The organism is Pseudoalteromonas sp. A22, assembly GCF_018141345.1.
Lineage (GTDB): Bacteria > Pseudomonadota > Gammaproteobacteria > Enterobacterales > Alteromonadaceae > Pseudoalteromonas > Pseudoalteromonas maricaloris.
In genome coordinates this window covers 2,779,454-2,803,473 of sequence record NZ_CP047238.1, presented here as the reverse complement: position 1 = coordinate 2,803,473, position 24,020 = coordinate 2,779,454, and the positions used below count along the sequence as shown (strand labels likewise).

Genomic DNA, 24,020 nt, shown 5'->3' with positions numbered 1-24,020 from the left:
ATGAAAAAAACCTTACTACTTATTGCGCTTGCCATAAGTACATCCCCTGTCTTAGCAAAACCTTATACAAAGTCACCATCGGAAGTCGTTGCTGAGGCCAAAAGCAGCGACTGGCAGCAGTTGGACCCTGAAAATATTCTTAAAATAGAACTACAAACAGGGCCGGTCTATATCGCGCTTAACCCTGAACTTGCGCCCAATCATGTGGCAAATATTAAAGCGTTAGCGCGAGAAGGATTTTACACTAATTTGAGTATGTATCGGTTTGTGGAAAACTTTGTGGCCCAAGGCGGCGATATGTCGGACAAGAAAATGCCACAAAAAGGAAAAAAAGCGATTGCCGCCGAGTTTTTTCATCACACGGATTCAACCTTGAAGATCACGTCGCTAGATGCTGTGGACGGCTACGCGCCACGTACCGGGTTTTTAAATGGTTTTGCCGTAGGACAAAATGAAGCTGGAACCAAAACCTGGATGACACACTGCGTTGGTTCGTTTGCCATGGCTAGAACTAACGATACTAACAGTGGTGGTACTGAGTTTTACATCACGTTGACGCCGCAGCGATACCTAGACAAAAACACCACCGTATTTGGACAGTTGTTATCGGGAATGGAGCATGTTCAGCACCTAGATCGTAAACCTGTTGCTGGACAAGCGTTCAATGTTATCAAAGGCATTACGGTACTTGCTGATGTAAAAGGTGCGCCTTCGTTTAAAAGGCTAAAGACAAATACGCCGATTTTTGAGTCGCTAATTGCTGCGCGTAAAAATAGAGCGGGAGATTGGTTTGTTGATACGCCAAATCACACCGACATATGTTCGGTCCCCGTCCCAGTTGAAATGGAAGACGTGACAGGGGAATAAATAACCTGAGCTGCGGATAATTAATGCCTTTCTAGCAGCTAGTTTTAGCGCTAACTGCGTTGAATTCACTTCCAATAGCCAGCTATTGGTGCGTAAATTCGCCTTGTTTTCCCTAAAACTCTCTGGCTAGACAAGGAAGAAACTAAGTTTTGCTTTAGCAACAATGAGTTGGAACATTCCTTATTCAAACCTCAGGTTAAATAGCAATACTTAGATGTGATAAAAAGCCAAGCCATGTGAGAACATGGCTTTTTACGTTTTACTGTCGGTTAGTTCTTACCGTATACGGAGTTTGATCTTGTTCACTCGAACGATATGGGTTGATATCTAACCCGCCACGGCGAGTATAGCGCGCATAAACCGATAATTTTTCAGGGCTAAAGGTGCGCCAAAGCTCACAGTAAATACGCTCAACACATTGCTCATGGAACTCGTTGTGGTCACGGAATGAGATCAGGTACTTAAGCAGCGATTCTCGGTCGATTTGCTTACCACGGTAACTTATCACCACGCTTGCCCAGTCTGGCTGTGAGGTGATCAAGCAATTTGACTTGAGTAAGTGGCTGTGAAGCGTCTCGTCAACCACATCCTCAGAGGCAAGTTGTAGTAAGTCACTGTTTGGTGTGTAGCTATCAACTTCAATATCCAGCTCGTCGATACACTCACCAGGGAGGCGCGAGAAAGGAATACAATCGAATTCGTCTGCGCCAAATAATGTCACGCTAACTTGGCTATTTGATGCCGTGGAAAGATCCGCAGCTAGCGTTTGGCGTACGGTTTCCATCGTATCAAAGCGACTTTGGTTAAAGCTATTCAAGTAAAGTTTGAACGATTTCGACTCAATGATATGTGAGCTTTGGCAAGGAAACACAAAAGTGGCAACCGCAACTTGAGGTTTACCTTTGTTATTGAGCCAAGACAATTCGTAGCCTGTCCAGGTATCTTCACCTTTGAATGGTAAAGCGGACTCATCAACATTGATTTGGTCACGATTGAGTTTACGTGCAATGGGGTGCAGCAGGCTTGGAGTATAAACACTGGCGTATTCTGTGGTTTTACCAAGCACAGAAGATTGCAGCTCTGGCGAGTTACTGTAGTCTGTCATGTTAATTCAAATCTCGTTACAATGCGGTCATTATAACGAATGTTCACCTCGGGATTAATAGCAATTTGCTTAATTACACGAAACAAGTATTCAGCCCGCAGTGAGAAAAATAAAGAGAGCTTTATATATGACTCAGCCCGTAAATATGGCGCGCTTGCATCAAGCCTATGTAGATTATCATCAACAGACCTTTAAAAATTTACCGAGCACCGAGCACGATGAAAGTTGGCCGAGCCCATGTGAGCAGGGTGAGCCGAACAAGCTTAACGAGATAAAATGGCTAGCGGTAGAGCGCTCGCCAGCGGGACATTTAAATGATTTAGCCAGAGCGTTGGAAACGCAATTTCCTGACGGATTGAACGGACTGTATGGTGACTTCTTCGCTGGTAATATCGTGGCATTCATAGAGGGTAAGCAAATTGAGCTATTGCAAGTATGGAACGAAGATGACTTCGAGCGCTTGCAGCAAAATATCACCGGCCATATTTTAATGAAGCGCAGGCTCAAACAACCTGAAACCGTGTTTATTGGCTTAACAGAAGCAGATGACTTATTGGTGTCGGTCGATATCGCTACGGGTCAAGTTGGGTTAGAGTTTGTCGGTAAGAAGCAGCATCATGTTTTGGCTGATTCTATCGCAGAGTTTGTGGAAAAACTGACAGTCAACTACCCAATATAGCTAATTGATATAAAGGAGCTTGCGCTCCTTATTGAAAGTCCCACGAAATATTCGAGACCAATTGGCAAGTTTCGCAGCGAAAGTCGAAAAGGCCGAACCAAGGCTCTTCAAGTAACCAGTCTCCCTGGCAGCTTGGGCATTTTCTTGCTTTTTCTGCGGCGAGGTTTTCGCCGCCAACACGATACAGATAATAGTAAACCGGTTTTTTTGTGAGAAAGCGAATACGTTTGCTCAAATCCATGCCACGTCTAAACAAATCGCTACTCGTACTGGAAATTTCTTCCAATGCAGCAAATTCGCAGCGAGTCGCGCCATTGATCTGTATTTGATCGCAGGCTTGCCAATCTTCTTTCCATTTGATCAGTGCTTTATAATCACCGTTGGCAATAGCTGGGATTTTATATAAAGGCACTGGTAAAAAGTCGTCGCCACAATACAGTGGACTACAAGTGTGTACGTATGTGGTGTAGAGAATGTAGCTTGACGGTTCATGACAGGCATCAGCGCTGTTGGCATGTATATCTTGCCCAAAAACTTTGACCTTAGGTGCAAGCAAGCCTGATTGCTGTAGCTGGTCAATCGCAAACTTCACAAAAGGACTATGGTTTAATGGATGTAAAGCGTCTTCTTCTGGACACATCACACGAGTGACGAAATAGCCATCTTTAAGTACAGTTGGAAATTCGTCACCAATGATTTGACCATTAAAGCGAAGCGCGTTGACCACACGGTTAATGGCCTGCTCGGCAGCATCTAAGGTGGTTTCCTCATAGCAATCAAAAGTTAAGTCGACAACAAACACTACGACTTCTCCAATAAGGCAATGAGCTTATCAAGCTTAGCTTCAATTCTATCTAATTGGCTTTGTGAACTTGCTTTGACGACCTCTTCAACCTCTTGAAAGTGATCAATACAGGTAGGGTCTTGTTTGTACGCAGCAATGCCTGAGATGACGTCTGGCATTGCGACGCTTTGAGTTAATTTGCTTTTTGTTAGCGCGACGGTTGGAGTCTTTCCACTATCGACTAATTTTTTGATAGCTCTGGCAACAGCAGGGTGCATAGAGGTTCCTAAACGCCTAAATCATAGGAGTGGATCATAGCACCAAGTTACGCAAGGAGCGATTGCTTTAGCTATCTTAACATCGCATCTAGTTCGTCAATGATTTCACTCCAATCGGCGTCCTCTTTCAGTGATTCTTCAATAAAGTGACGCTGTCCTTCATTCCAAAATGGTGCTTGGCTTAACAGCATATCGTCAGGAAGGCGGTGTTGTTTGACAAACCCTTCAATCGCCTTGGGATTGTTGTCGAGTCCAAGTTGGGCAAATAAAGTACTCATAGTGTGGCGACTAGTATCCATTTCGTTCTCCCTCGTTTGCTTGAATTTTACTCACTAACTATAGTAAAGGTGGTTGTAAAACCTTTAGCAAGTCATCATCGATAAAAACCATAATGACTAATGCGATGATAAATATACCTGTCCACGACTGAATAAATTGTGACTTGTATCAATATCTATCACAAGCGAGTAGCCGTACATTATTAAAGTACACAGAAAAAATTCTGAGGTTTTGATATTAAGTAGTATTTCGGCATGATTATCAGAAGCTTGGGGCAATAACAATAAGGAACCGTGATGTCAGTAGAAACTTCTCAACATGAATTAATAGTTAGATATTTAAATCCAGAAGATATCAATGTAGCCGCGAGTGTGTTGTATCAGGCTTACCACGATGATCCGCTACTCAAACAGGTATTGGAGGCAAAACAAGAAGCAATTTTTGAAAAAAAACTCAGAGCCTTAATACGAGAAGAGTTGTCGGCATTTGGCCAAACGGGTCAGCCTATGGTGGGGTTATATCATCAAGATAGATTGGTCGCGGTAGCATGCGTTATTGCAAATGGCGATGAATTGGACGCAAATCGGCAATGGCATTGGCGATTACGACTCATGATGAGTGCGGGATATTTGCAAACGCAGCAGCTTATCGATAAAGAAAAGTCGATTAGACAAGCGTTGCAAACGCAAGAGCCGTGTCACTTTTTATCCCTAATTGCCGTTGACCCACATGTTCAAGGGCTTGGCTATGGTCACTATTTACTCACCGCGCTGGATGATTTAATTGCACAAAGTGAAGAAACGAAAGGGATGGCAGTATTTATTACTAAGCCAGAACACGCGCAGTTTTTTTCGGGTCACGGTTATCAAGTTTTACAAAAGATGGCGTTTAGCTCAGTAGAAGGCACATTGTTATTTAAGAGCAAATAGCAACAATGGAAATTACCCTGTGAGATATCTCCTACGAGAATGTGGGTTAAGGCGCTTTGTAGTACCGAATTTGTAGTGTTATTTTTGCTTATCTTGTTGTTTTTAAATGAATTGTTTTACTTTTCTTTTAAATGACAGCAAAAAGATTGTTCCTAGCTATCTAACAAAAATGCTCAATCCCCGTAAACTTAACAATGTAAGGAAACACAAGAGCAGGAGCTCAGCGTCAAAGGATAAGGAATTTGACAACAAGAGAAGGATGTATTGCATAAGGCAAGGAAGAGCAGGAACTCGAGGAAGCGAGTGTGAAGCGGAGCTTCACTAGGGATAAGGAGACACATGGAGTGTCAAGGAGCGCGGGAAGCGTAGTGGAGCAAGGAAGAGTAAATAGGGATGAGCAAGGCTCTAGGATGAAGGAGCGCAATCTGGATGGTTGCGAAGTGGATGGGTTACACTGGACGTAACAATGTATAGGGAGCACATAGGGAATATGTGAAGCGGAGCCAAGATGGCGTAGGAGTGCGGGAAGCGAAGTGGAGGCCAAGGGGGCTAAAATGGAGATGCACTGGAAGTGCTAATGGATGACACAAGGATGAGAGCCGGGTAAGTCGGAGTACATACCCGTTCAGGGGAAGAAGAATTGGCGGATTGCTTTTGGGTTGTAAAGCAGAGGGATTGGATACCTCTTGGGATAATCGTCAGGATTGAGGCGCAGCAGATAGGCTAGCGCCTTAGTTTTTTGTGGCGTGTGTAAATTTGATATTTATTTTCCTATTAACTTAGTTGAAGCTTTCAAAACTTTCCGCTTGCAGTTTCATTATTACCTTTCGATCTCATTGCTAGATTATTCCACTCTCATTTTAGTCTTATTTTTTAGTGCACGATGTTGGCGCAATAGCTAAGGAAAAAGAAATGGAATGGTATCTAACAGTATTAAAAAGATATTCCGATTTTAGTGGACGTTCAAGACGCAAAGAATATTGGATGTTTATCTTGATAAATGCGTTGATAGGCTTTGCAATTGGGATTGTCGACGGGCTTTTTGGAACCCTGTTTTTGACAGGTATCTATTATTTGACGGTTTTAGTACCGACGGTTGCCGTATCTATTCGTCGTCTTCACGATACTGGCCGCTCGGGCTGGTGGCTGCTAGTGAGCTTCGTGCCTATTGTCGGTTTATTAGTGATGATATATTTTACCACTATGGATAGTGAGGTTGGTGAAAACGACTACGGACCAAGCGTTAAAGGATATGTTTAAAATAGTCGTACTATAAATTCAGAGTAGGCACTTGTATTCATATGAATTTAAGTGCCTACTTTCGCACTCACCGAATTAACTTGCGATTTTATAGGCGGGCAATTCTTTTTTGACTAATCGTTCATTTTCTAAGTAAAGCTTACCTTGATAGGCTGACTCGCCATCTGAACTAAACTCAAACATAAATTGGCTTTTTATTCCAAGTTTACCGTCTTTTAATACCCCAAAGCGGCGCTTAATACAGGCAACACTTAACAGTTGCACTTGCAAACTTTCAGCTTGATGCTGTGCATGCCTATTTGCCGCTTCTGCGATCTGGCGGCTATACCAAAATAGCGCGATAACAGATGAAACGATGATAAAAAGCCAAAGCGTTGTCATTTAAGAAAATAACCTTCCAATTGCACGAGACAGAGTTTCACTGCGATTTTCTGCTCTAATAATCCCTAAAACATGTGGGCGTAACATAGGTATTGCAACTAAGTCTGCGAAAATACTGCTGAAAAGTCCATCGATTTGATTATTCTCAGCGGCTTTTTCCATATAGGTAAAGAGCCTTTGCTGGTCGGTTAGTGTCTCCCAAGCTCGCCCGGCAATCGTGAGTAAGCAATCTGCATCTGATCCCAACTCGGATGCTAAAATGGCGTCTACGGCATGTGCGATGAGACCAAGCGCGTGACTTCCCGACATTGCACGTAAATTAGTGACGACGGCGTCCTTATCTTGCTGTTGGCATGCATGGGTTAAAGCGGCTAAAAAGTCTTCGGTTTGAGATGTTGAGATGGTAACGTGTTCAAGCATTGCGGCTAATGGTGTCTTAACTTCTGCTGGCAAAACAGACCAGGCCAGTTGCAGGTTGCTCGCGTTATGACCGTGGTCTAGACGTAGGGCAAAGTCAGCAATACCTTGTAGTGCTATTTCTTGCCAGCGCTCGAACCCAAGCTTGCCCGAAAAGTAGAGTTCGGCGTGCTCGTAATATTGAGAAGCCGGACGATTAAGCTCACGCTTTAATAGCGCATTGAACGCAGCGAGTTTGTTCGCATTTGGCGTGAAGACATAAGGGTTGTTATCAAGTTTCCCTTGAGCAGCTTCACCCGTGAGTTGTGTACCTAATGCTTCGAGTACCATGGAGGCAAAGTGATCACGGCTGGCGATAATGAGCTTGCTTTGCTCATCCAGTGGAAATTTTAAAAACCAAACATAAGGATCAACTGTCGCCTCATTATCCCAAAATTGAATTGCCATGATGGCATGACCACCAAGCGGATAAGGATAAGGGACTTGAGTATTCTCGATTTGCGCAAACTGCTTCTTATCTATTTTTGTGATACGTCGACCCAGATCATAGACTCGCCACTGCGTACCGGCGTTTGTTAGTAATTCACCTAAAGTTGAAATTTGCGCTGTCATGAATGCTCTATATGTTACTTATATTTTCAATAGCGGCAATTATAGCTACTTTTGGGTGCGCTGATAAGCCTATGAAAAAGGTGCACTTGAGAGAATTGGCTAGCTCCTAAATAATGCAAATTGCTATAATGTAAAAAATTGAGAAAGAGACGGAACCGATGAACTCGGAATTATTGATTCAGTTAGACGAACTAGAGGCTTGTTTAAAAGCAACGGGTCTTTGGCAAGACGAGCCACTTTCGGCTAAGGCACTTACCTCAACAGAGCCATTTTGTTGCGATACGATGACCTTCGCGCAGTGGTTGCAATTTGTATTCTTGGGCAAAATGCGAGCAATGGTAGAAAGTGGTGAAGCATTACCGGAAAATATGGCGATTGCGCCAATGGCTGAAATGGTGCTGAGTGAACACCTTTATTTTAATGCGGTGCATCAGTGCTTAAAAAACCTTGATAATACAATTGCAAAGAGCGCGTAATGCTTGAGATCTTATATCAAGATGCGCATTATGTAGCGATAAATAAGCCGTCAGGGTTATTGGTTCATCGCTCATTTTTGGATAAGCGAGAAACACAATTTGCGATGCAAATGCTGCGTGATCAACTTGGTCAACATGTTTTCCCAGTTCACCGTTTAGATAGACCAACATCAGGCGTGCTGCTGTTTGCGCTAAGCTCTGAGGCCGCACGAGACATGAATGAAGTCTTTATTAGCGGTAATATTCAAAAACGCTATTTAGCGCTTGTTCGCGGATTTGCTCCTGAATCTAGATTCGTCGACAGACCACTCAAAGAAGAACTTGATAAAATTGCTGATAAGTTTGCCTGTCAGGATAAAGCTCCGCAGGAAGCGCAAACACAGATAAATTGTTTATTGCAGGGTAGCTTGCCAATTCATTTTGGTAAGTATCCAAGTATCCGCTACTCGTTGGTGGAGTGCTTTCCTAAAACGGGTAGAAAACACCAAATCAGGCGCCATCTCAACTATTTAGCACATCCGATTATTGGTGATGTCAATCACGGTGATAACAAACACAACCACTTTTTTGTCGATCATTTTGGCTTACGTCGATTGATGTTATTTGCAACTAAATTGGAATTTGTACATCCTTATACCAACACGACGATTTCAATTACCGCGGATTTGGGGGAGGAAGCACTGGCTGTCTTCGCTCAGCTCGGCTGGTCAGACAACGAGAAGGATTATAAATAATGGCAAAAGTTTCCATTTTTGTGGGAAGTATGTACGGCAATGCTGAAAACTTGGCAAACGACAGTGCTGAGTTTTTGAACAAATCGGGTCATGAGGCAAGTGTTATTGAACCAGCTTCCATCGCTGATGTAGCGCAAGCTGAAAACATCTTATTTATTTCTTCTACCACCGGCTCTGGTGATATTCCCGATAACTTGTTGCCTTTATTTTTGCAAATGCAAAGCGAATTTCCGATGCTAACGGGCAAGAAAGTAGCGGTCATCGCATTGGGGGATTCTAGTTATGGTGATACCTATTGTGGTGCTGGAAAGCAAATTGATGCCCTGATTGAAGAGTTGAACGCCACTCGAGCACAACCGCGCTTAGACATCGATGCATGTGAATATTTTGAGCCTTGGGAGCCTGCTGAGCCTTGGCTTCAAGCATTGGCAAAAAACCTTTAGGTTTTATCTTCTGTTCAGCATTACCTTTCAATTTACGCGGCTTAATAGGTCGCGTTACCTGCTTAAATAGCAAACTCATCGGCATAGTCATAGTAACCAAAAAACATAAATATTTACATTCCGGTTACGTTGTGTGACATTAGTCTTGGTTGTATGAAAATTGACCAATATTATAAAGTTCAAAATAATGAAAAGGAAAAAATAATGATTAAACCGATTCTATTTGCTGTATCTGCTATTTTTGCCACCGCGATGTCGTCTAATGCTACCGCATTCGAAGAAATTTACCTTGAATGTTACAAAAATGGTGAGTTGTTATGGGCTGACTCTTTTACTGATTATCGAGACGCGGATAACGCATCGAGAATTTGCAGGAGAATTGGTGGTACGCCAATAATGTATTAACGATATCAGTTCTTTATGAAATTTCCTTTAATTAGTACTGAAGTCTAACCAAATTTTTGGGTTTAAATCAGCTGTAAGCGACGTTGAAACACTGTGTATTTAAACGATAGTACTGTCGTAATTTTTAAGGAAAAGTGAGTAAAAAGTGCTGCTTTAATATGTAAAAACCCAATATCATCACTGATATTGGGTTTTTATTTTTAAACTTTATTTCTTAGCGCTAAACACGTTTAGTCTGAACTTTCAGTTTTAACTTCTGACCAGGCTGCAGGTACTTCTGTCCAGTCAGGTTGTTCCATTTGACTATTTCATTCACGCTAACGTTAAATTTAGTGGCGATACGTGCTAGTGAATCGCCTTTACGCACTTTATATGTGATTGTGCGCTCGGTGTTGACGAGGACGGTTTGAGTCGCTGCCTTTTCAGCTTTAAAGACGGTAAGCTTTTGTCCAAGGCGCAAAACGGCGTTGGTTTTTAACTTATTCCAGCTAGCTAATTGCTTAACCGTCACATCGTATTCGCGGCTGATATCCCACAATGTATCACCTGATTTTACTGTGTGGTTGAGCTTTTTCTTAGTTACTTTGTTGGCGGCAAGGCGCACTTCTGGTGGTAAGTGTTCACTTTGCAATTCGCCATCACTGAGTGGTACCAGTAACTTCTGACCAACACGGATCATATTGCCATCAATACTATTGAGTGAGCGAATAGCACCTACGCTGGTATTAAACTTTGTCGCAACGACCGACAGGCTATCTCCTTTTTGCACCGTATAATATTGCCAACGAAGCCTATCTTTTACTTCAGTTTTAGCTAATTTCTCTTGAAAAGCGTCAACCTTTTCCATGGGTAATAATAACTGGTGTGGACCATCTGGATCGGTGGCCCAACGGTTAAATCCTGGATTTAGGCGATAGAGTTCAGTTAAGGATATATCAGCCATTTCAGCGGCAAGCGCTAAATCAATTTGTGACCCTACTTCAACGGTATCAACAACTTGGGCATTGATGATAGGCTGCCACGCGACCCTAAACTCATCTGATCGTTTTAAGAGGTCGGATAAGGCAAGTAATTTAGGCACATACGCGGTGGTTTCGCGAGGTAAATCGAGAGACCAAAAATCGGTAGGCAAATGCTTTTTACGATTTTTGCGGATTGCATTGAGCAACCTGCCTTCACCTGAGTTGTAAGCTGCAATTGCGTTTAACCAATCGCCTTCCAGGGTTTTATGGAGATAGGTGAGATAATCAAGTGCCGCTTGCGTTGAAGCGATAATATCGCGACGACCGTCATACCACCAATTTTGTTTAAGGTTAAAGCGTTCACCGGTTTGTGGCATAAACTGCCAAATACCGGAAGCGGTACGGTGTGAATAGCCAAATGGATCGAATGCACTTTCCACGATAGGTAACAATGCGATTTCAACAGGCATATTGCGCTTCTCTACTTCTTCAACAATATAGTAGAGGTAAGGCTCTGCACGTTTTGCGATACGGTCTAAATAGGCTTGGTGACGTTGATAGTAATTACGTTCGGCGACAACCGGTCTATTTTGTGGTACTTCGATAGATAACTGATAACGGATCCGCTCCCATACATCATCAAATACAGGCACAGCATCTTCATCTTCGTCTTGCCATGAGGTACTGAGTGTTTGAGAGATATCATAAGGGCTCGCGTGATCTAAGTTGGCCTGTTTCACTTGTTCAGTTGCAGTTTCCAATGGTGTTTCTTGCGTGATTTCACAACCACTTAATATTGCTGATGATGCAACAATAAAGGCGAGCTTTTTCATAAATGCGTTCTTTTGCTTGGGGGTTCGGACAAAAACTCGGCAATATTACCGAGTTTGTATCAGCATTTAAAGCTTCTTTATTATTTTATTTCGACTTCCTAAAAATCGTTAGATATGCTTATCTTTGGCTGTGTCGCAAAGAAAATGGATAATTTATTCAATACTTCCCATGCAAGTACGGCAAAAAAGCGTCATTTTTGCGTTACATTAGGTCACTATTGAATATTTTAGAAGTTATCCTTCCATTTTCTCAGTGCACTAAAGCGAGCTTCTGGTGTATTTTCTGGCGCGATAAATTGCGTTGGTACTTGGGTGAGAATGGCTTCATTTGCGGCTCGCACAAACGGATTGATTGCTTTTTGTTGCTCAATAGTTGTAGGTACTGTGCGCTCGTTATTGGCACGTAATGATTTTGCTTGTTGGTGATACTGGGTTAGTGCTTGGTTGGTGGGCTCTACAGCCTCAGCAAAAGCAAGATTCGCGAGCGTGTACTCGTGTGTGCAATACACTTTACATGTGTCAGGTAGGGTGAGTAGCTTTTCAAAGGAGCGCCACATTTGACTTGGTGTTCCCTCAAAAAGCCTGCCGCAGCCTGCATTGAATAAGGTATCCCCCGTAAAAGCCAGCTCATCATTTACATAACAGATATGGTCTAACGTGTGTCCTGGGGTGGCGATAATGTTCAGCGTGGTATCAAAAAGTGTGATCTTATCGTGTTCACTAAGGCCATGAGTAATGCCTTTATATTTACCATTTTTAGGCCCGTAGACTGTTAAGCTAGGAAAATGTAATAAAAGCGGGGCAATGCCATCAGTATGATCCCAATGGTGATGGGTAACTAATATGCCTTGGAGTGTTAAATCAAATTTGGCGAGGTAATCTAAAACAGGTTGTTCGTCACCTGGGTCAACTACCCAACAGTTTGAACTTAGAGGGTCTTTTATCACCCAGATATAATTGTCATCAAATGCTTTGATTGCATCGACTTGCACCATAACGCAATGCTCTATAAAGTGATTAATAACACCAGTATAACGAGCTTAGTAAATGAAACCAGCGTTAAGTTTTTTACAAGGACCCAAACCCGATGAGTGGCAAGACTTTCCTCACGGTGAATATTTAAAAGTGGGGATCCAAAAACGACTGGATGAATGGCTACCAAGAATGTTTGGTTACCACATGCTAAAACTCGGCTGTTTGAGCGGTCAAATGAATACCTCTGCCAGCCCGATTAAGCATCAAGTTTGTGTTGCCCCACAAGGTAAACATGTCGGGGTATTTGCTGAAATTGACGAGCTACCTTTTTACGAAAGCTCAGTCGATGCTTGTATTTTAAGCCAGTGTTTAGAATATCATTCTGATCCGCATCATATTCTACGCGAAGCCCATCGCACACTTATTCCCGGTGGTTATATTGTGATCTCAGGTTTTAATCCCTTTAGTTTATGTGGTGTGGCGCAAATGCTTCCCTTTAGTAAAGAAAAACTACCTTGGTCAGGGCGCTTCTTTACTCCATCGCGGGTGAAGGATTGGCTAGATTTACTCGGGTTTGAGATTGTTGGTGACGAGCGCTTTATCTATGCGTCTTTAGCGCGAGGCTCGAGGCTTTCTCGTTTTGCGCCATGGCGCCGCTTTTGTCGTCATTACTTAAAGCCGATGGGAAGCGTGTATATGTTGGTGGCAAGAAAGCGGGTGATGCCGCTCACTCCAATCAAACCCAAGTGGCATGTAAAGCCTAAGTGGACACCCGCTGTTAAAGGGGCTGGACTCAGGCAAACCTGTCAAGATAAAGATTAGCTTTGTGACTTAAGGTAACCATTGATGGAGTAGGTACAGGAACGCTGTTCCTAGAGGCGTATTAAATACTGGCTTTGTAACCTTCATCTACAAGTAGATTTGAACCTGAAGCCGCTTCACGCGCTAAGTCATCAACAAGCTCATTGTATTTATTTCCAGCGTGGCCTTTTACCCAGCGCCATTGGATCGTATGTCGGCTGGTGGCAGCGTCCAGTCTTTGCCATAAATCGACATTTTTTACCGGTTGTTTGGCTGCGGTTTTCCAATTGCGCTTTTTCCAATTTTCAAGCCAAGACTCAATGCCTTGTTTAACATATTGGCTGTCGGTATACAGAATAATATCGCAGGGACGCTTTAATGTTTCGAGTGCAACAATGGCTGCAAGCATTTCCATTCTGTTATTGGTTGTGAGTTTATACCCTGCACTCATTTCTTTTTCATGTCCTTGATAGGAGAGGTAAACACCATAACCACCTGGACCTGGATTGCCTAAACACGAGCCATCGGTATAAATCTCTACGGTTTTTTGCACTGAATTGCCTATTTTTATGTAAAATGTGCGAATAGGGCAAAATAATAGCAAAGTTAAGCGGGCAACGATATGCACACACGGCAAATAGTACTGGATACAGAAACCACAGGTATTGATCCTAAAGCAGGGCACAGGATTATTGAAATTGGTTGTGTTGAGCTGGTCAATCGCAGACTAACGGGGAATAACTTCCACGTATATATTAACCCTCAGCGCGACATTGAAGAAGAAGCCATTGATGTTCATGGTATCACCAACGAATTTTTACGTGATAAACCTTTTTTCCATCAAATTGCGCAAGAGTTTTTTGACTACATTAAAGGAGCTGAGCTTGTCATTCATAACGCGCCGTTCGACGTCGGCTTTATGGACCATGAGTTTGCTAAGTTAAACCAAGGCTTTCCGGCGACCCATGACTATTGCCAAGTGCTAGATACTTTGGTGATGGCAAGGGATCTTCATCCGGGCCAGAAGAACAGCCTAGATGCGCTTTGCCGTCGCTACGATATCGATAACTCAAAGCGTACGCTGCACGGCGCTTTACTGGATTCTGAGATCCTTGCTGATGTTTACCTGTCGATGACGGGAGGCCAAAAAAAGCTGAATTTGGCGAATCAAAATAAAGGTGATCAGGCTAACTCAGCCGGTGGCATTATTCGTTTAGACAGTAATCGTCCTGCACTTAAAGTTTTACGTGCTTCTGCCGATGAAGAACAAGCACATACAGAACGTTTAGAGCTTGTAAACAAAGCTTGTGGACAAAGTCTGTGGCAGCAATAATGAATATAATCGGTATCGTTGGGGTGGAATAGACGCTTAACTAGGGGCTTTATCCCAAAAAAAGATCACTCAGGCCATCAACGCAATGTGTAGGGTTAATGCATGAATCTAAAACAGCTTATCTTGGGGTTTGTACTGCTAGTAAGTACGGTTGTTGGCGCTCAAACACCACAGATAACGATGTTGCAGCGGGACGGTAAGGTAAATGAAATCCCTCTTTTAGATAACCGTTTTCGCATTGATTATAATATTGAAGAGATCACTTTACTGTTTTTTCGCGCTCCTGGCGCTCCCGCCGTGGTACTTGTGAAGCCTGATGGTAGTAAATATTATGCGACCAGTTCGCTGGATAATGATGCACTGCAATGGTACGACGAAGTCAGTTATGACTTGATCATTCTAAAGAACCCAACGCCAGGCCCTTGGCAAGTCATCGGACAGATCCAAAAAAATAGCCGCATAATGGTGCTTGGTGACATTGAGCTCGAAGTTGAAGCTTTGCCCCCGCTATTATTCCGTGGTGAAGTGTTGAAGGTAACAGGGCGCGTGACTAATGATGGCAAACAGATAGATGTGGGTTACTTCCGGGATGTTGTGACTTTGTATGTGGAGTTCTCTAGTACCAATAACGATGAATATGCCAACTTTGGTGCAGGTACGCAAAGCGTGACCGACTTTAAAGATGATGGCCGAGAGTTTGATGAAAGACCCTTGGATGGAATTTTTACTGGTGAGTTTAAATTAAACTTTCCAGCGGGAGAGTGGCAGCCTGAATTCTTCATTGAAACGCCCATTCTAAAAAGGAGAGTGATCAAATCACCTATTGTTATCGCTGAGCCGCCATTCAACTTTGAATTGATGCTAGCGGGTGAAAACGAGCTTGAACATGGCCTTACTATTACGATAGACGACACGGTTGTGAAACCTGAGACCATATTGCTACAGGGCAAAATTTTCTACCCTAATGGTGAAGAGCAGATGTTTACCTTAGATGCAGAAGAGCGGCTTTATCGTCAGCTGCCAATCAAGAATTATGATTGGGGGCGTTATAGTGTAGAAATCTCCGCATTTGGTGAAAATATCAATGGCCGTGAGTTTATGGCAACGCTGCCAAATTACAATTTTGAAATTGAAAGACCCATTGAAAAAGTGCCTGAATTGGAAGCCGCTGCGTTACCAGCAGTGAAACAACCTGAGCCAGAACCAGAGCCGACAATAAGCACAGCGCTATTAGTCAGTATTATTGTTGCTGGTAACTTAGTTGTATTATTGCTCGGTTGGTTAGCCATTCGTATTCTGGTGCAAAAAAAGCCAATTAGACTAAAAGTACCAATGCCAAAGAATCCATTTAAGAAAACCGAAGAAGTCATTGATCTTGATGATTTAGGACCATCTGAAAATAACGCAGCAGGGAATGGTTCAAAAAATGACAAATCAGGTGATATTTTGAACCTTTCAATGAAAGATAACTAAAAAACACGGTTTTTTTTCAAAAAACGGTTGACTCATGAGGGGGTCATTCGTATTATTCACGCCGCTGTCAGGGTGCACACCTTACAGCAAACACTGCAAGAATATGACGCGGAGTGGTAGTTCAGTTGGTTAGAATACCGGCCTGTCACGCCGGGGGTCGCGGGTTCGAGTCCCGTCCACTCCGCCAAATTTCTTCGTAGTATCAATAAGTCGCGCTGGAGTGGTAGTTCAGTTGGTTAGAATACCGGCCTGTCACGCCGGGGGTCGCGGGTTCGAGTCCCGTCCACTCCGCCAATACTTATTACAAACGTGCATTTGCTTCTTATGGAGTGGTAGTTCAGTTGGTTAGAATACCGGCCTGTCACGCCGGGGGTCGCGGGTTCGAGTCCCGTCCACTCCGCCAACACTTCGAAGCAAAAAATGCGAATACTCAGTGGAGTGGTAGTTCAGTTGGTTAGAATACCGGCCTGTCACGCCGGGGGTCGCGGGTTCGAGTCCCGTCCACTCCGCCAACACTTCGAAGCAAAAAATGCGAATACTCAGTGGAGTGGTAGTTCAGTTGGTTAGAATACCGGCCTGTCACGCCGGGGGTCGCGGGTTCGAGTCCCGTCCACTCCGCCAATGTATCGCATAACTATATTCAAGCTTTATGACAGCTTGTTTACTCGCTGGAGTGGTAGTTCAGTTGGTTAGAATACCGGCCTGTCACGCCGGGGGTCGCGGGTTCGAGTCCCGTCCACTCCGCCAACACTAAAACGAGTAAAATAATGTCATTAAGATATCTCTGCGGAGTGGTAGTTCAGTTGGTTAGAATACCGGCCTGTCACGCCGGGGGTCGCGGGTTCGAGTCCCGTCCACTCCGCCATTTAAGATATCTTGCAAATCTATCACTGCGGAGTGGTAGTTCAGTTGGTTAGAATACCGGCCTGTCACGCCGGGGGTCGCGGGTTCGAGTCCCGTCCACTCCGCCAGTTTGCATTTTCTTCTAAGCAAGCTTTCTTTACAAAAATCAAAATACCAAAAAGCTCATTTACGTTAGTCTTCCCTTTGTCATCACTATCAAGTAACTTATTTTTCAACATCAGCTTATAATAATGTCGTTATAACTTTGCCAGTTGCAGCGAAGTGGTAGTTCAGTTGGTTAGCTGTTGACTAAGAGAAAGCGGTCTGTCACGCCGGGGGTTGCGGCGGTTCGACGCTTCGATTCGAGTCCCGACTACTGGGCCAGTTTTCATTTTCTCTTCTTAGCAGTCTTCCTTTAGAAAAATAAAAAAGCTCATTTACGTTAGTCTTCCTTTTGTCATCACAATCAAGTAACTTATTTTTCAGCATAAGCTTATAATAATGTCGTCATAACTTTGCCCGTTGCAGCAAAGTGGTAGTTCAGTTGGTTAGCTGTTACCTAAGTGGGTAGCATTCTGCTAGGTCAAAAGACGGTTATCTACGCGCCACACTCATTGTTTTACGTCTCAGTTCTTGTCGCCTTTTATACAAATAGACTAGGGCCTGTTGACCTTTGCTGTTTGATTTTTGTTCTTCTGAGTGTGTTTTGGTCGCGACGCTCGACTTGCCAAAAGTTGAGCAACAATGAACAAAGCGCACTCAGATGAACCCAAAGGGCAGCGCTTGATTAGCATTTCTTCTGTGTTGCCCCACAAGGATTTGGGGTAAGGTGACTTTGCAGGAGCACAAAGTCTTTATCGCCAGACTTACATAGAATGACTATGCTACGCTGGCTCTGTCTTGTATAAATACCAATCAAACTGCTGCAAAAACAAACTTGAAAGATCAACAGGCCCTAGTTGTAGATCTCATTTCTCCTAAGCAAAACACGATTAACTTAAAGCGCAAACTATGGTTATTTTTAACTCGCCTCTTTTCTAGCGATCTACTTGCGATCTGCCTTTATTTAAATATACTGTATGTATAAACAGTATTTGGTGATGTATGGCGAATTATATAGATCTTCTTGAACGTAAAAACCTGCTTTGGCGTGGACGTGGACAGGCCGTGCAGCATGATGTCGTCAGTACTCGCTTTGCTGCACTTGACGATTTACTGTGCGGTGGTTGGCCGCAACAAGGTGTGATTGGTGTTAAAACTGCAATGGGAATAGGAGAGTTAAGGTTGATATTGCCACATTTTTTGGATGATAACCGTTTGAAGGTATTAATTAATCCTCCAGGGCAAATACATGCCGCGGCATTGCATTATTTATCGTTAGATCTGAGTGAATTTATGATATTGCAGCCACCAAGTGAAAAAGAAGCACTGTGGGCTGCGGAACAATGTGTAAAAAGTGGTGCGTGTAGTGCGCTTGTACTTTGGCACGAAGCGCTTTCTATTGCTGCTGTAAAGCGTTTGCAGTTAGGTGCACAGGCGGGAGGTTGTAGGTTATTTGCTTTGTACCAAGGGCAGTACGCCCAGACTTTACCATTTACACTTTCAGTGGTTTTACAAGCACAGCACAGCGGCTTGGATGTGATAGTAAAGAAGCACAAGGGGCACTTTGCACATCGCAGTCTTAAACTAGAGAATCCCCACTATTGGCCAGAGCTTGAAAAGCCGAATCTACCTCATGTTAGCGATAATATAGTTGCATTTTCGGGCTATGAGCGGCGTTTAACGAGCTAGTTATGTGGTTATATCTCTATTTTCCTATGCTGCAACTAGAGGGAATGACAAAGCAAACGGTTTCCGGTGATTTTGTTACACCCGTTGTTATTATTGATGGCCGCAAAAACCAGATAGTGCAGTTAAATGATGCAGCGCAGCAGCGAGGTATAAAAATAGGAATGGGCCTTGGGACTGCTTGTGCATTGTGTACACAGCTTCATGTTTTGCCCTACGACGACTTGCTAGAAAGACAGCAGCTATTAGAAATTGCCAATATGCTTTATCAAGTAAGTGCAGATATTGTAATCGATGAACCTAATGGCCTTGTGCTTAAAGTCGATTCTATGCTGTCGCTCTATCATGATTTGCCAAGTTACTGGCAAGTAATATCTGGACAATTAGCGCAGCTTGGCAAGAGTTATTATTACGGCATGGGTGAGTCCACAATAATGGCTAAACTCTTGGCGCGAGAGTATTGCAATGTGCTTGTGTTAACGCCGTGCCAAAAGCGTTATTACTTGGGGAAAATAGGACTAACACGTACAAGTCTAGACAGTCGGGTGGTTGAGCTGCTTGCTCGCACCGGAGTTAAAAACGTGGCGCAGTTAGAGCTGTTTGCACTCAGTGAGCTGGCTAAACGTTTTGATACTGAACTCGTACATTATGTCGGCTGCTTGTTTGGAAAACTAAAGGAAACCCTTAACTATTACCAACCTGCAGAAACCTTTGAGCTTACTGCACCTTTACTTTACGAAGTCGAAGTAATGGCTTGGTTAGAAAAGCCAATCGAGCATTTGCTATCGCGTTTAGCATTATTCCTACAGCAACGTAACTTAGTAACTCGAACGCTTTATTTTACCTTAGCACTTCGAGATAAAGAGGCTTTAGAGATCACATTAAACAGCGCGGAGCCTGAATATAAGGCAGAAAATTGGCAGCGCCTGTTAAACCTCAAGCTAGAATCCATAACCTTAGATGCACCCGTACAAAGTGTTTCACTCAAAGCTGATGCACTAGAAACACAGCATGTCACAATAAAAGATCTCTTCTCAACGCAGCAAAGTGCGATGTCTGCGCAAGGACTGCGAGCTATTCTATCTGCTAAGCTCGGTGAGCAGGCTGTGCAATATCTACAACTTACAGGCGATCCTCGTCCTGAAAAGGCCAGCACTTATAGCCACGAGCCACATTTCACGACACTCAAGAGTAAATTAAGACCTACCATTCTATTTCCGAAGCCACAGCCTTTATGTGAAAGAGTCAATATTATTTCTGGTCCAGAGCGTATCGCTTCAGGGTGGTGGGACGGTGAGCCGGTCCAGCGAGACTATTTTATTGTACAAAATGAACAAGCGCAGCGGTTATGGGTATTTCGAGAGCAAAATAACCATTGGTATATTCATGGAGTATTTAGCTAATGTCTTATGCCGAGCTTTTTTGCCAGAGCAATTTTTCATTTTTGACTGGCGCATCGCGACCAGAAGAGTTGGTCAAACAAGCAGATTTTTTAGGTTATAGCGCAATAGCCATTACTGACGAATGCTCTTTGGCTGGCATTGTCCGTGCTCATGCTTATATTCGTGATCATAAGCTAAAGATAAAACTCATAGTTGGGAGTTTGCTGAAGTACAACAATATTGAATTGGTTGCTCTTTGTCCTTGCCAGCTCGCTTATACAGAGTTATGTCGAGTGATCAGTAATGCTCGCCAGCGAACGGAGAAGGGACAATATCAGCTTAGTGAGTGGGATATTATGTCGCTTAAGCATGTCTTATTGTTGTGGTTGCCAAAGGGGAACAGTCAAGATGTTCAATCATTGCAATGGCTGTGTAAATACCACCAAAATAGAATATGGATTGGCTATCGACGTAACTTGAGTGCAGAAGATGTACATTACTTTATCCATTGTGTAAAACTGTCAAAAGCGTACCAAATACCTATTTGCGCTGTTGGTGGAGTGCTTATGCACTGTTCATCTAGGCTTGCGCTACAGCACACACTGACAGCCATTCGACAGAATCGTGTGATAAGCGAGATCCCTGAGAAAATGATTAGCAATAGCGAGTCGGCACTTAGATCTATCTCTAAGCTTAATAAGTTGTTTTCACCTACCTTTCTTGAAGAAAGTGCCAATATCGCGAAGCGATGTGTATTTAATTTAGACGCATTGCATTATCAATATCCTCAGGAGTTAGTGCCTAAAGGCTTTACTCCAATGGCTTATTTACGCGCGTTGGTCGAAAAGGGTAAACAAGTTCGCTTTTCTGATGGCGTGCCGCCAGATGTAGAAGCCATTATTGATAAAGAGCTAGCGCTTATTGAAGCGCTTGATTATCCGTTTTTCTTTATCACTATTCATGACATTGTGATGTATGCAAAGCAGCATCAAATCTTATATCAAGGGCGAGGTTCAGCCGCTAACTCTGTGGTCTGCTACTGCTTAGAGATAACCGCGGTTGACCCTCGGCAAGTGGGCGTATTGTTCGAGCGTTTTATTAGTAAAGAACGTAATGAGCCACCCGATATAGATGTAGACTTTGAACACCAACGTCGTGAAGAGGTGATCCAATATATCTACAAGAAATATGGCCGTAAACGCGCAGCATTAGCAGCAACGGTGATCACGTATCGTTTAAAAAGTGCCATGCGTGATGTTGGCAAAGCCTTGGGCATTGAAATGGCGCAAATAGAGTACTTTATTAAACATCTCAACCGCCGTGATAAAGGACTTAACTGGCAGGCCCAATTAGTGGAGCTAGGGTTAGAGCCAAACTCATTGAAAGGTCAGCACTTTATTCAGTTGGTTAATGACATTATGGGGTTTCCAAGGCATTTATCGCAGCATGTTGGTGGTTTTGTTATCTCAGAAAGTCCATTACATGAATTAGTGCCCATAGAAAATGCAGCTATGCCAGAGCGCACAATTATTCAATGGGATAAAGATGACCTTGAAACCCTTAAGTTACTCAAAGTCGATATCTTGGCTTTGGGTATGCTAAGCGCTATCCGTAAGTGCTTTGGTTATATTGCAGCGCATACGAAGCGAAACCTGGATCTTGCCCAGTTGACTCGTATGCAAGACGACCCTTTGGTCTATAAGATGTTGCAAAAAGGGGATAGTGTTGGCGTGTTTCAAGTAGAGTCTCGCGCACAAATGAGTATGTTGCCAAGGCTGAAACCCGCGAATTACTACGACTTAGTGATCCAAATAGCAATCGTACGTCCAGGCCCTATTCAAGGGGATATGGTGCATCCATTTTTAAAGCGACGGGATGGTGAAGAGCAAGTGACTTATCCATCCGAAGCGGTTAAATCGGTATTAGAGAGGACCATGGGGGTTCCCATTTTCCAAGAACAAGTAATAAAACTGGCTATGGTTGCAGCTGGGTTCACTGGAGGAGAAGCAGATAGCCTACGCCGAGCCATGGCATCATGGAAGAAAACCGGAGAGCTGATGCAGTTTAGAGAAAAGCTTATTCGAGGTATGCTGGCTCGGGGCTATGATGCACAATTTGCTGAGCGGATTTTTGAGCAGATCTGTGGCTTTGGTGAATATGGTTTTCCTGAAAGCCACTCAGCTTCTTTTGCTGTGCTGGCTTATGCCTCTGCGTGGTTGAAATACTACTACCCCGCAATGTTTTATACCGCTTTACTTAATAGTTTACCGATGGGATTTTATTCGGCTTCACAGCTGTTGCAAGATGCATCAAGGCATAAGGTTAGCATTTTACCTATCTGTGTTAACCAGTCCGACTACGAACATCAAGTCGTAAAAGAGCCAAGACAAGCAACGTTTGCGATCCGCTTAGGACTTCGGCTTATAAAAGGATTAAGTGAAGAAGAAGCACTGCAATTATTACAATGCAGACCTCAAGAGGGGTTTGGTAAAATCGTGCAGTTACAACAAGCTGGTATTACCAACAGTACTATTGAAAAGTTGATTTCCGCGGATGCTTTACATCACTTTGTGGATAGCCGTTATGCTGCTAGGTGGTCGCTTGCAGATCACAGTAAAACCTTGCCACTATTCAGTGATATTGAAGAGAAAGAGTCGCAATATAGTCACTTCAGCGCCACAGAGTTTGAAAACTTACAGGAAGATTATAATAGCACTAAGGTCTCTTTACGCACTCACCCAATCAAGCAACTTGAGCAAGCCAAGCTTATAGTCCGAACCGTTAAGGCTGATGAACTGCTTTATCGACCGCATAAATCGTTAGTAACAGTGATAGGATTGGTGACAGGAAAGCAAGCCCCGGGTACCGCAAAAGGCGTGACTTTTTTTACTTTGGAAGACGAAACAGGCAACATCAATGTGATTGTGTGGTCTGGTACTGCTCGAGCACAAAAACAAGCCTATATGGGCTCACAGCTATTAGAAATAAAGGGTATAGTAGAGAAAGAGGGTGAAGTGGTACATGTTATTGCTGGTAGGTTAATCGATAGAAGTGAGTTGTTAGAAGCGATGATAATTAAGGCTCGCGCTTTTCATTAATTATACTACGACAGAGCCGAAGTTCGTTGATTCACGGTGATATTGTGTAGCTCTAGATTATTTTTAATGGTTAACTAAGGGTTTTAACTTTTTGTTTGTTCTGTTACTTTAATGGGGCCTTAGGTTGGCTAAGGGAAACGTAAAAGGATATTATTGTGAAAAAATTATCACTTAAAGTTGCAAAATTAAAAAACCTATCGACTGATAAGCAAATTCCAAAAGCACAAACGCCTCACATTGGAGGTGGAACAGGTGTGGTAAAGGATCCGATTACAGATAACTGTACTAAAATTTGTACTTCAGCATGTAGCTGGCGTGGCTGTAATTAACTAATCTGCCTAACAAAGTAAAATGCCTCAATAATGAGGCATTTTTAGTGAAGTTCTAACCGCTTATTAACTCCATCATGGCCGCTATAAAGCCTTCTTGCTTGATTATTTGGTACTTTTGACAGGTGTCTGGGTTTTTCAAATCGTGGCATAGGTATAGTGTATTGCGCTCAAGCGCTGGCTTTGGATGTAAATTTGAGTCAAATAGCACAGGATCAATACCAGGAAGACCCGGCCAATATACACTACTAGCCACAAGTCCTAATTTCTCATAAGTAATCAGTTGTGGTTTTGGCAAGACAACAAATAGTATTCCAATGACTGCAAGAGTTATCCACTTACTTTTTCCCTTAGGTCTATCATTATCTGTAGCAATTTGTGCTTGCTGTGCTTGTGCGGTTTGCTGAGCCTTCATCGCTGCAATTTGTTGTGGTGATGGTCGACGGTTTTTTGTTGTACTAGTGCGTTTCTTTTGGTTGGACTGTACTTGACCTAAAAGCGATTGTTTTTTTGATGGTTTTGCCATGCTTTAAGTAGCCTTTTAGTTGCAGGTC

The 24,020-nt window shown here is 43.2% G+C and carries 25 protein-coding genes, 8 tRNA genes and 1 pseudogene; 23 read left to right on the top strand and 11 right to left on the bottom strand.

Annotated features, from left to right (window positions below):
- Complete coding sequence (locus GSF04_RS17495; protein WP_211858092.1) at positions 1–867, top strand: peptidylprolyl isomerase; 867 nt, start codon at positions 1–3, stop codon at positions 865–867.
- A 259-nt stretch (positions 868–1,126) separates the two neighbouring features.
- Here GSF04_RS17495 and queF read toward each other — a convergent pair whose 3' ends face one another.
- Positions 1,127–1,972: an NADPH-dependent 7-cyano-7-deazaguanine reductase QueF gene (queF, locus tag GSF04_RS17490; RefSeq protein ID WP_211858090.1), complete on the bottom strand. Its 846-nt coding sequence runs from the start codon at positions 1,970–1,972 to the stop codon at positions 1,127–1,129.
- A gap of 127 nt (positions 1,973–2,099) precedes the next feature.
- On the opposite strand from queF, the gene syd reads away from it, so the two are divergent.
- Complete coding sequence (gene syd, locus GSF04_RS17485; RefSeq protein ID WP_211858088.1) at positions 2,100–2,651, top strand: SecY-interacting protein; 552 nt, start codon at positions 2,100–2,102, stop codon at positions 2,649–2,651.
- 28 nt (positions 2,652–2,679) lie between these two features.
- Here the strand turns inward: syd and GSF04_RS17480 are convergent, their stop codons facing one another.
- The 3 genes from GSF04_RS17480 to GSF04_RS17470 form a co-directional block, all read right to left on the bottom strand.
- Positions 2,680–3,453 (bottom strand): Zn-ribbon-containing protein, encoded by a 774-nt coding sequence (locus tag GSF04_RS17480; protein WP_039496912.1) that lies wholly within the window; start codon positions 3,451–3,453, stop codon positions 2,680–2,682.
- Positions 3,453–3,713 carry a hypothetical protein gene (locus tag GSF04_RS17475; RefSeq protein ID WP_010370912.1) on the bottom strand — a complete coding sequence of 87 codons (261 nt, stop codon included), beginning with the start codon at positions 3,711–3,713 and terminating at the stop codon, positions 3,453–3,455. The genes GSF04_RS17480 and GSF04_RS17475 overlap by 1 nt, the downstream gene beginning before the upstream one ends.
- Positions 3,714–3,784: 71 nt before the next feature.
- Entirely contained in the window at positions 3,785–4,012 is a 228-nt protein-coding gene (locus tag GSF04_RS17470) for a DUF2789 domain-containing protein (protein WP_010370914.1), read from the bottom strand.
- 276 nt (positions 4,013–4,288) lie between these two features.
- On the opposite strand from GSF04_RS17470, the gene GSF04_RS17465 reads away from it, so the two are divergent.
- Together GSF04_RS17465 and GSF04_RS17460 are read left to right on the top strand one after the other, a co-directional pair.
- Positions 4,289–4,921 (top strand): N-acetyltransferase, encoded by a 633-nt coding sequence (locus GSF04_RS17465; RefSeq protein WP_211858085.1) that lies wholly within the window; start codon positions 4,289–4,291, stop codon positions 4,919–4,921.
- A gap of 912 nt (positions 4,922–5,833) precedes the next feature.
- The gene (locus tag GSF04_RS17460; RefSeq protein ID WP_039496917.1) at positions 5,834–6,181 is read left to right on the top strand and encodes a DUF805 domain-containing protein; all 348 of its coding nucleotides are present in this window, start codon (positions 5,834–5,836) and stop codon (positions 6,179–6,181) included.
- A 75-nt stretch (positions 6,182–6,256) separates the two neighbouring features.
- On the opposite strand, the gene GSF04_RS17455 is transcribed toward GSF04_RS17460, so the two are convergent.
- Complete coding sequence (locus tag GSF04_RS17455; RefSeq protein WP_039496919.1) at positions 6,257–6,562, bottom strand: DUF3301 domain-containing protein; 306 nt, start codon at positions 6,560–6,562, stop codon at positions 6,257–6,259.
- On the bottom strand, positions 6,563–7,591 hold the full coding sequence (locus GSF04_RS17450) for a DUF3549 family protein (protein WP_211858083.1): 1,029 nt from the start codon (positions 7,589–7,591) through the stop codon (positions 6,563–6,565).
- A 158-nt stretch (positions 7,592–7,749) separates the two neighbouring features.
- Between GSF04_RS17450 and GSF04_RS17445 the strand changes: the two genes are divergently transcribed.
- From GSF04_RS17445 to GSF04_RS17430, 4 genes are all read left to right on the top strand, one after another.
- Positions 7,750–8,067: a YqcC family protein gene (locus GSF04_RS17445; RefSeq protein WP_211858081.1), complete on the top strand. Its 318-nt coding sequence runs from the start codon at positions 7,750–7,752 to the stop codon at positions 8,065–8,067.
- Positions 8,067–8,801 carry a tRNA pseudouridine(65) synthase TruC gene (gene truC, locus GSF04_RS17440; RefSeq protein ID WP_211858079.1) on the top strand — a complete coding sequence of 245 codons (735 nt, stop codon included), beginning with the start codon at positions 8,067–8,069 and terminating at the stop codon, positions 8,799–8,801. The genes GSF04_RS17445 and truC overlap by 1 nt, the downstream gene beginning before the upstream one ends.
- Entirely contained in the window at positions 8,801–9,244 is a 444-nt protein-coding gene (locus GSF04_RS17435) for a flavodoxin (RefSeq protein ID WP_211858077.1), read from the top strand. Before truC ends, GSF04_RS17435 begins: the two co-directional genes overlap by 1 nt.
- 204 nt (positions 9,245–9,448) lie before the next feature.
- Positions 9,449–9,649 carry a hypothetical protein gene (locus tag GSF04_RS17430; protein ID WP_039496929.1) on the top strand — a complete coding sequence of 67 codons (201 nt, stop codon included), beginning with the start codon at positions 9,449–9,451 and terminating at the stop codon, positions 9,647–9,649.
- Positions 9,650–9,869: 220 nt separating this feature from the next.
- Here the strand turns inward: GSF04_RS17430 and GSF04_RS17425 are convergent, their stop codons facing one another.
- Together GSF04_RS17425 and gloB are read right to left on the bottom strand one after the other, a co-directional pair.
- Complete coding sequence (locus GSF04_RS17425; protein WP_211858075.1) at positions 9,870–11,444, bottom strand: LysM peptidoglycan-binding domain-containing protein; 1,575 nt, start codon at positions 11,442–11,444, stop codon at positions 9,870–9,872.
- A gap of 227 nt (positions 11,445–11,671) precedes the next feature.
- Positions 11,672–12,439, bottom strand: a complete 768-nt coding sequence (gloB, locus tag GSF04_RS17420; protein ID WP_211858072.1) for a hydroxyacylglutathione hydrolase — start codon at positions 12,437–12,439, stop codon at positions 11,672–11,674.
- Positions 12,440–12,491: 52 nt separating this feature from the next.
- On the opposite strand from gloB, the gene GSF04_RS17415 reads away from it, so the two are divergent.
- Entirely contained in the window at positions 12,492–13,241 is a 750-nt protein-coding gene (locus tag GSF04_RS17415) for a methyltransferase domain-containing protein (RefSeq protein ID WP_211858070.1), read from the top strand.
- A 61-nt stretch (positions 13,242–13,302) separates the two neighbouring features.
- Here GSF04_RS17415 and rnhA read toward each other — a convergent pair whose 3' ends face one another.
- Positions 13,303–13,773, bottom strand: coding sequence for a ribonuclease HI (gene rnhA / locus GSF04_RS17410; RefSeq protein ID WP_211858068.1), 471 nt, complete (start codon positions 13,771–13,773; stop codon positions 13,303–13,305).
- A 69-nt stretch (positions 13,774–13,842) separates the two neighbouring features.
- Here rnhA and dnaQ point away from each other — a divergent pair, with 69 nt between their 5' ends.
- From dnaQ to GSF04_RS17360, 10 genes are all read left to right on the top strand, one after another.
- Positions 13,843–14,553, top strand: coding sequence for a DNA polymerase III subunit epsilon (gene dnaQ / locus GSF04_RS17405; protein WP_010370953.1), 711 nt, complete (start codon positions 13,843–13,845; stop codon positions 14,551–14,553).
- A gap of 102 nt (positions 14,554–14,655) precedes the next feature.
- Positions 14,656–16,026 carry a TIGR03503 family protein gene (locus tag GSF04_RS17400; RefSeq protein WP_211858065.1) on the top strand — a complete coding sequence of 457 codons (1,371 nt, stop codon included), beginning with the start codon at positions 14,656–14,658 and terminating at the stop codon, positions 16,024–16,026.
- 110 nt (positions 16,027–16,136) lie between these two features.
- Positions 16,137–16,213, top strand: a tRNA-Asp gene (locus tag GSF04_RS17395).
- A 30-nt stretch (positions 16,214–16,243) separates the two neighbouring features.
- Positions 16,244–16,320 (top strand) — tRNA-Asp (locus tag GSF04_RS17390).
- Between the two features lie 32 nt (positions 16,321–16,352).
- Positions 16,353–16,429 (top strand) — tRNA-Asp (locus GSF04_RS17385).
- Between the two features lie 32 nt (positions 16,430–16,461).
- Positions 16,462–16,538: transfer RNA gene (locus GSF04_RS17380), tRNA-Asp, on the top strand.
- A gap of 32 nt (positions 16,539–16,570) precedes the next feature.
- Positions 16,571–16,647 (top strand) — tRNA-Asp (locus tag GSF04_RS17375).
- A 49-nt stretch (positions 16,648–16,696) separates the two neighbouring features.
- Positions 16,697–16,773, top strand: a tRNA-Asp gene (locus GSF04_RS17370).
- Positions 16,774–16,814: 41 nt separating this feature from the next.
- Positions 16,815–16,891: transfer RNA gene (locus tag GSF04_RS17365), tRNA-Asp, on the top strand.
- A 29-nt stretch (positions 16,892–16,920) separates the two neighbouring features.
- Positions 16,921–16,997, top strand: a tRNA-Asp gene (locus tag GSF04_RS17360).
- Between the two features lie 466 nt (positions 16,998–17,463).
- Here the strand turns inward: GSF04_RS17360 and GSF04_RS23415 are convergent.
- Positions 17,464–17,663: pseudogene (locus tag GSF04_RS23415) on the bottom strand (hypothetical protein).
- Between the two features lie 310 nt (positions 17,664–17,973).
- Here GSF04_RS23415 and imuA point away from each other — a divergent pair.
- The 4 genes from imuA (at position 17,974) to GSF04_RS17340 (ending at position 23,466) form a co-directional block, all read left to right on the top strand.
- On the top strand, positions 17,974–18,660 hold the full coding sequence (gene imuA / locus GSF04_RS17355; protein ID WP_211858063.1) for a translesion DNA synthesis-associated protein ImuA: 687 nt from the start codon (positions 17,974–17,976) through the stop codon (positions 18,658–18,660).
- A gap of 2 nt (positions 18,661–18,662) precedes the next feature.
- Entirely contained in the window at positions 18,663–20,060 is a 1,398-nt protein-coding gene (locus GSF04_RS17350; RefSeq protein ID WP_211858061.1) for a DNA polymerase Y family protein, read from the top strand.
- Positions 20,060–23,137, top strand: a complete 3,078-nt coding sequence (locus GSF04_RS17345) for an error-prone DNA polymerase (RefSeq protein WP_211858059.1) — start codon at positions 20,060–20,062, stop codon at positions 23,135–23,137. Before GSF04_RS17350 ends, GSF04_RS17345 begins: the two co-directional genes overlap by 1 nt.
- A 155-nt stretch (positions 23,138–23,292) precedes the next feature.
- A complete protein-coding gene (locus GSF04_RS17340; RefSeq protein ID WP_175401314.1) occupies positions 23,293–23,466 on the top strand; it encodes a hypothetical protein in 174 nt (57 codons plus the stop codon).
- 55 nt (positions 23,467–23,521) lie between these two features.
- On the opposite strand, the gene GSF04_RS17335 is transcribed toward GSF04_RS17340, so the two are convergent.
- A complete protein-coding gene (locus GSF04_RS17335; RefSeq protein WP_211858057.1) occupies positions 23,522–23,992 on the bottom strand; it encodes a hypothetical protein in 471 nt (156 codons plus the stop codon).
- Between the last annotated feature and the right edge of the window lie 28 nt (positions 23,993–24,020).

Bases quoted from the DNA above. Each gene is read 5' to 3' on its own strand.
- GSF04_RS17495 (WP_211858092.1), top strand. From the start codon at position 1: ATGAAAAAAACCTTACTACTTATTGCGCTTGCCATAAGTACATCCCCT.
- queF (WP_211858090.1), bottom strand. From the start codon at position 1,972: ATGACAGACTACAGTAACTCGCCAGAGCTGCAATCTTCTGTGCTTGGT.
- syd (WP_211858088.1), top strand. From the start codon at position 2,100: ATGACTCAGCCCGTAAATATGGCGCGCTTGCATCAAGCCTATGTAGAT.
- GSF04_RS17475 (WP_010370912.1), bottom strand. From the start codon at position 3,713: ATGCACCCTGCTGTTGCCAGAGCTATCAAAAAATTAGTCGATAGTGGA.
- GSF04_RS17470 (WP_010370914.1), bottom strand. From the start codon at position 4,012: ATGGATACTAGTCGCCACACTATGAGTACTTTATTTGCCCAACTTGGA.
- GSF04_RS17465 (WP_211858085.1), top strand. From the start codon at position 4,289: ATGTCAGTAGAAACTTCTCAACATGAATTAATAGTTAGATATTTAAAT.
- GSF04_RS17460 (WP_039496917.1), top strand. From the start codon at position 5,834: ATGGAATGGTATCTAACAGTATTAAAAAGATATTCCGATTTTAGTGGA.
- GSF04_RS17455 (WP_039496919.1), bottom strand. From the start codon at position 6,562: ATGACAACGCTTTGGCTTTTTATCATCGTTTCATCTGTTATCGCGCTA.
- GSF04_RS17450 (WP_211858083.1), bottom strand. From the start codon at position 7,591: ATGACAGCGCAAATTTCAACTTTAGGTGAATTACTAACAAACGCCGGT.
- GSF04_RS17445 (WP_211858081.1), top strand. From the start codon at position 7,750: ATGAACTCGGAATTATTGATTCAGTTAGACGAACTAGAGGCTTGTTTA.
- truC (WP_211858079.1), top strand. From the start codon at position 8,067: ATGCTTGAGATCTTATATCAAGATGCGCATTATGTAGCGATAAATAAG.
- GSF04_RS17435 (WP_211858077.1), top strand. From the start codon at position 8,801: ATGGCAAAAGTTTCCATTTTTGTGGGAAGTATGTACGGCAATGCTGAA.
- GSF04_RS17430 (WP_039496929.1), top strand. From the start codon at position 9,449: ATGATTAAACCGATTCTATTTGCTGTATCTGCTATTTTTGCCACCGCG.
- GSF04_RS17425 (WP_211858075.1), bottom strand. From the start codon at position 11,444: ATGAAAAAGCTCGCCTTTATTGTTGCATCATCAGCAATATTAAGTGGT.
- gloB (WP_211858072.1), bottom strand. From the start codon at position 12,439: ATGGTGCAAGTCGATGCAATCAAAGCATTTGATGACAATTATATCTGG.
- GSF04_RS17415 (WP_211858070.1), top strand. From the start codon at position 12,492: ATGAAACCAGCGTTAAGTTTTTTACAAGGACCCAAACCCGATGAGTGG.
- dnaQ (WP_010370953.1), top strand. From the start codon at position 13,843: ATGCACACACGGCAAATAGTACTGGATACAGAAACCACAGGTATTGAT.
- GSF04_RS17400 (WP_211858065.1), top strand. From the start codon at position 14,656: ATGAATCTAAAACAGCTTATCTTGGGGTTTGTACTGCTAGTAAGTACG.
- imuA (WP_211858063.1), top strand. From the start codon at position 17,974: ATGGCGAATTATATAGATCTTCTTGAACGTAAAAACCTGCTTTGGCGT.
- GSF04_RS17350 (WP_211858061.1), top strand. From the start codon at position 18,663: ATGTGGTTATATCTCTATTTTCCTATGCTGCAACTAGAGGGAATGACA.
- GSF04_RS17345 (WP_211858059.1), top strand. From the start codon at position 20,060: ATGTCTTATGCCGAGCTTTTTTGCCAGAGCAATTTTTCATTTTTGACT.
- GSF04_RS17335 (WP_211858057.1), bottom strand. From the start codon at position 23,992: ATGGCAAAACCATCAAAAAAACAATCGCTTTTAGGTCAAGTACAGTCC.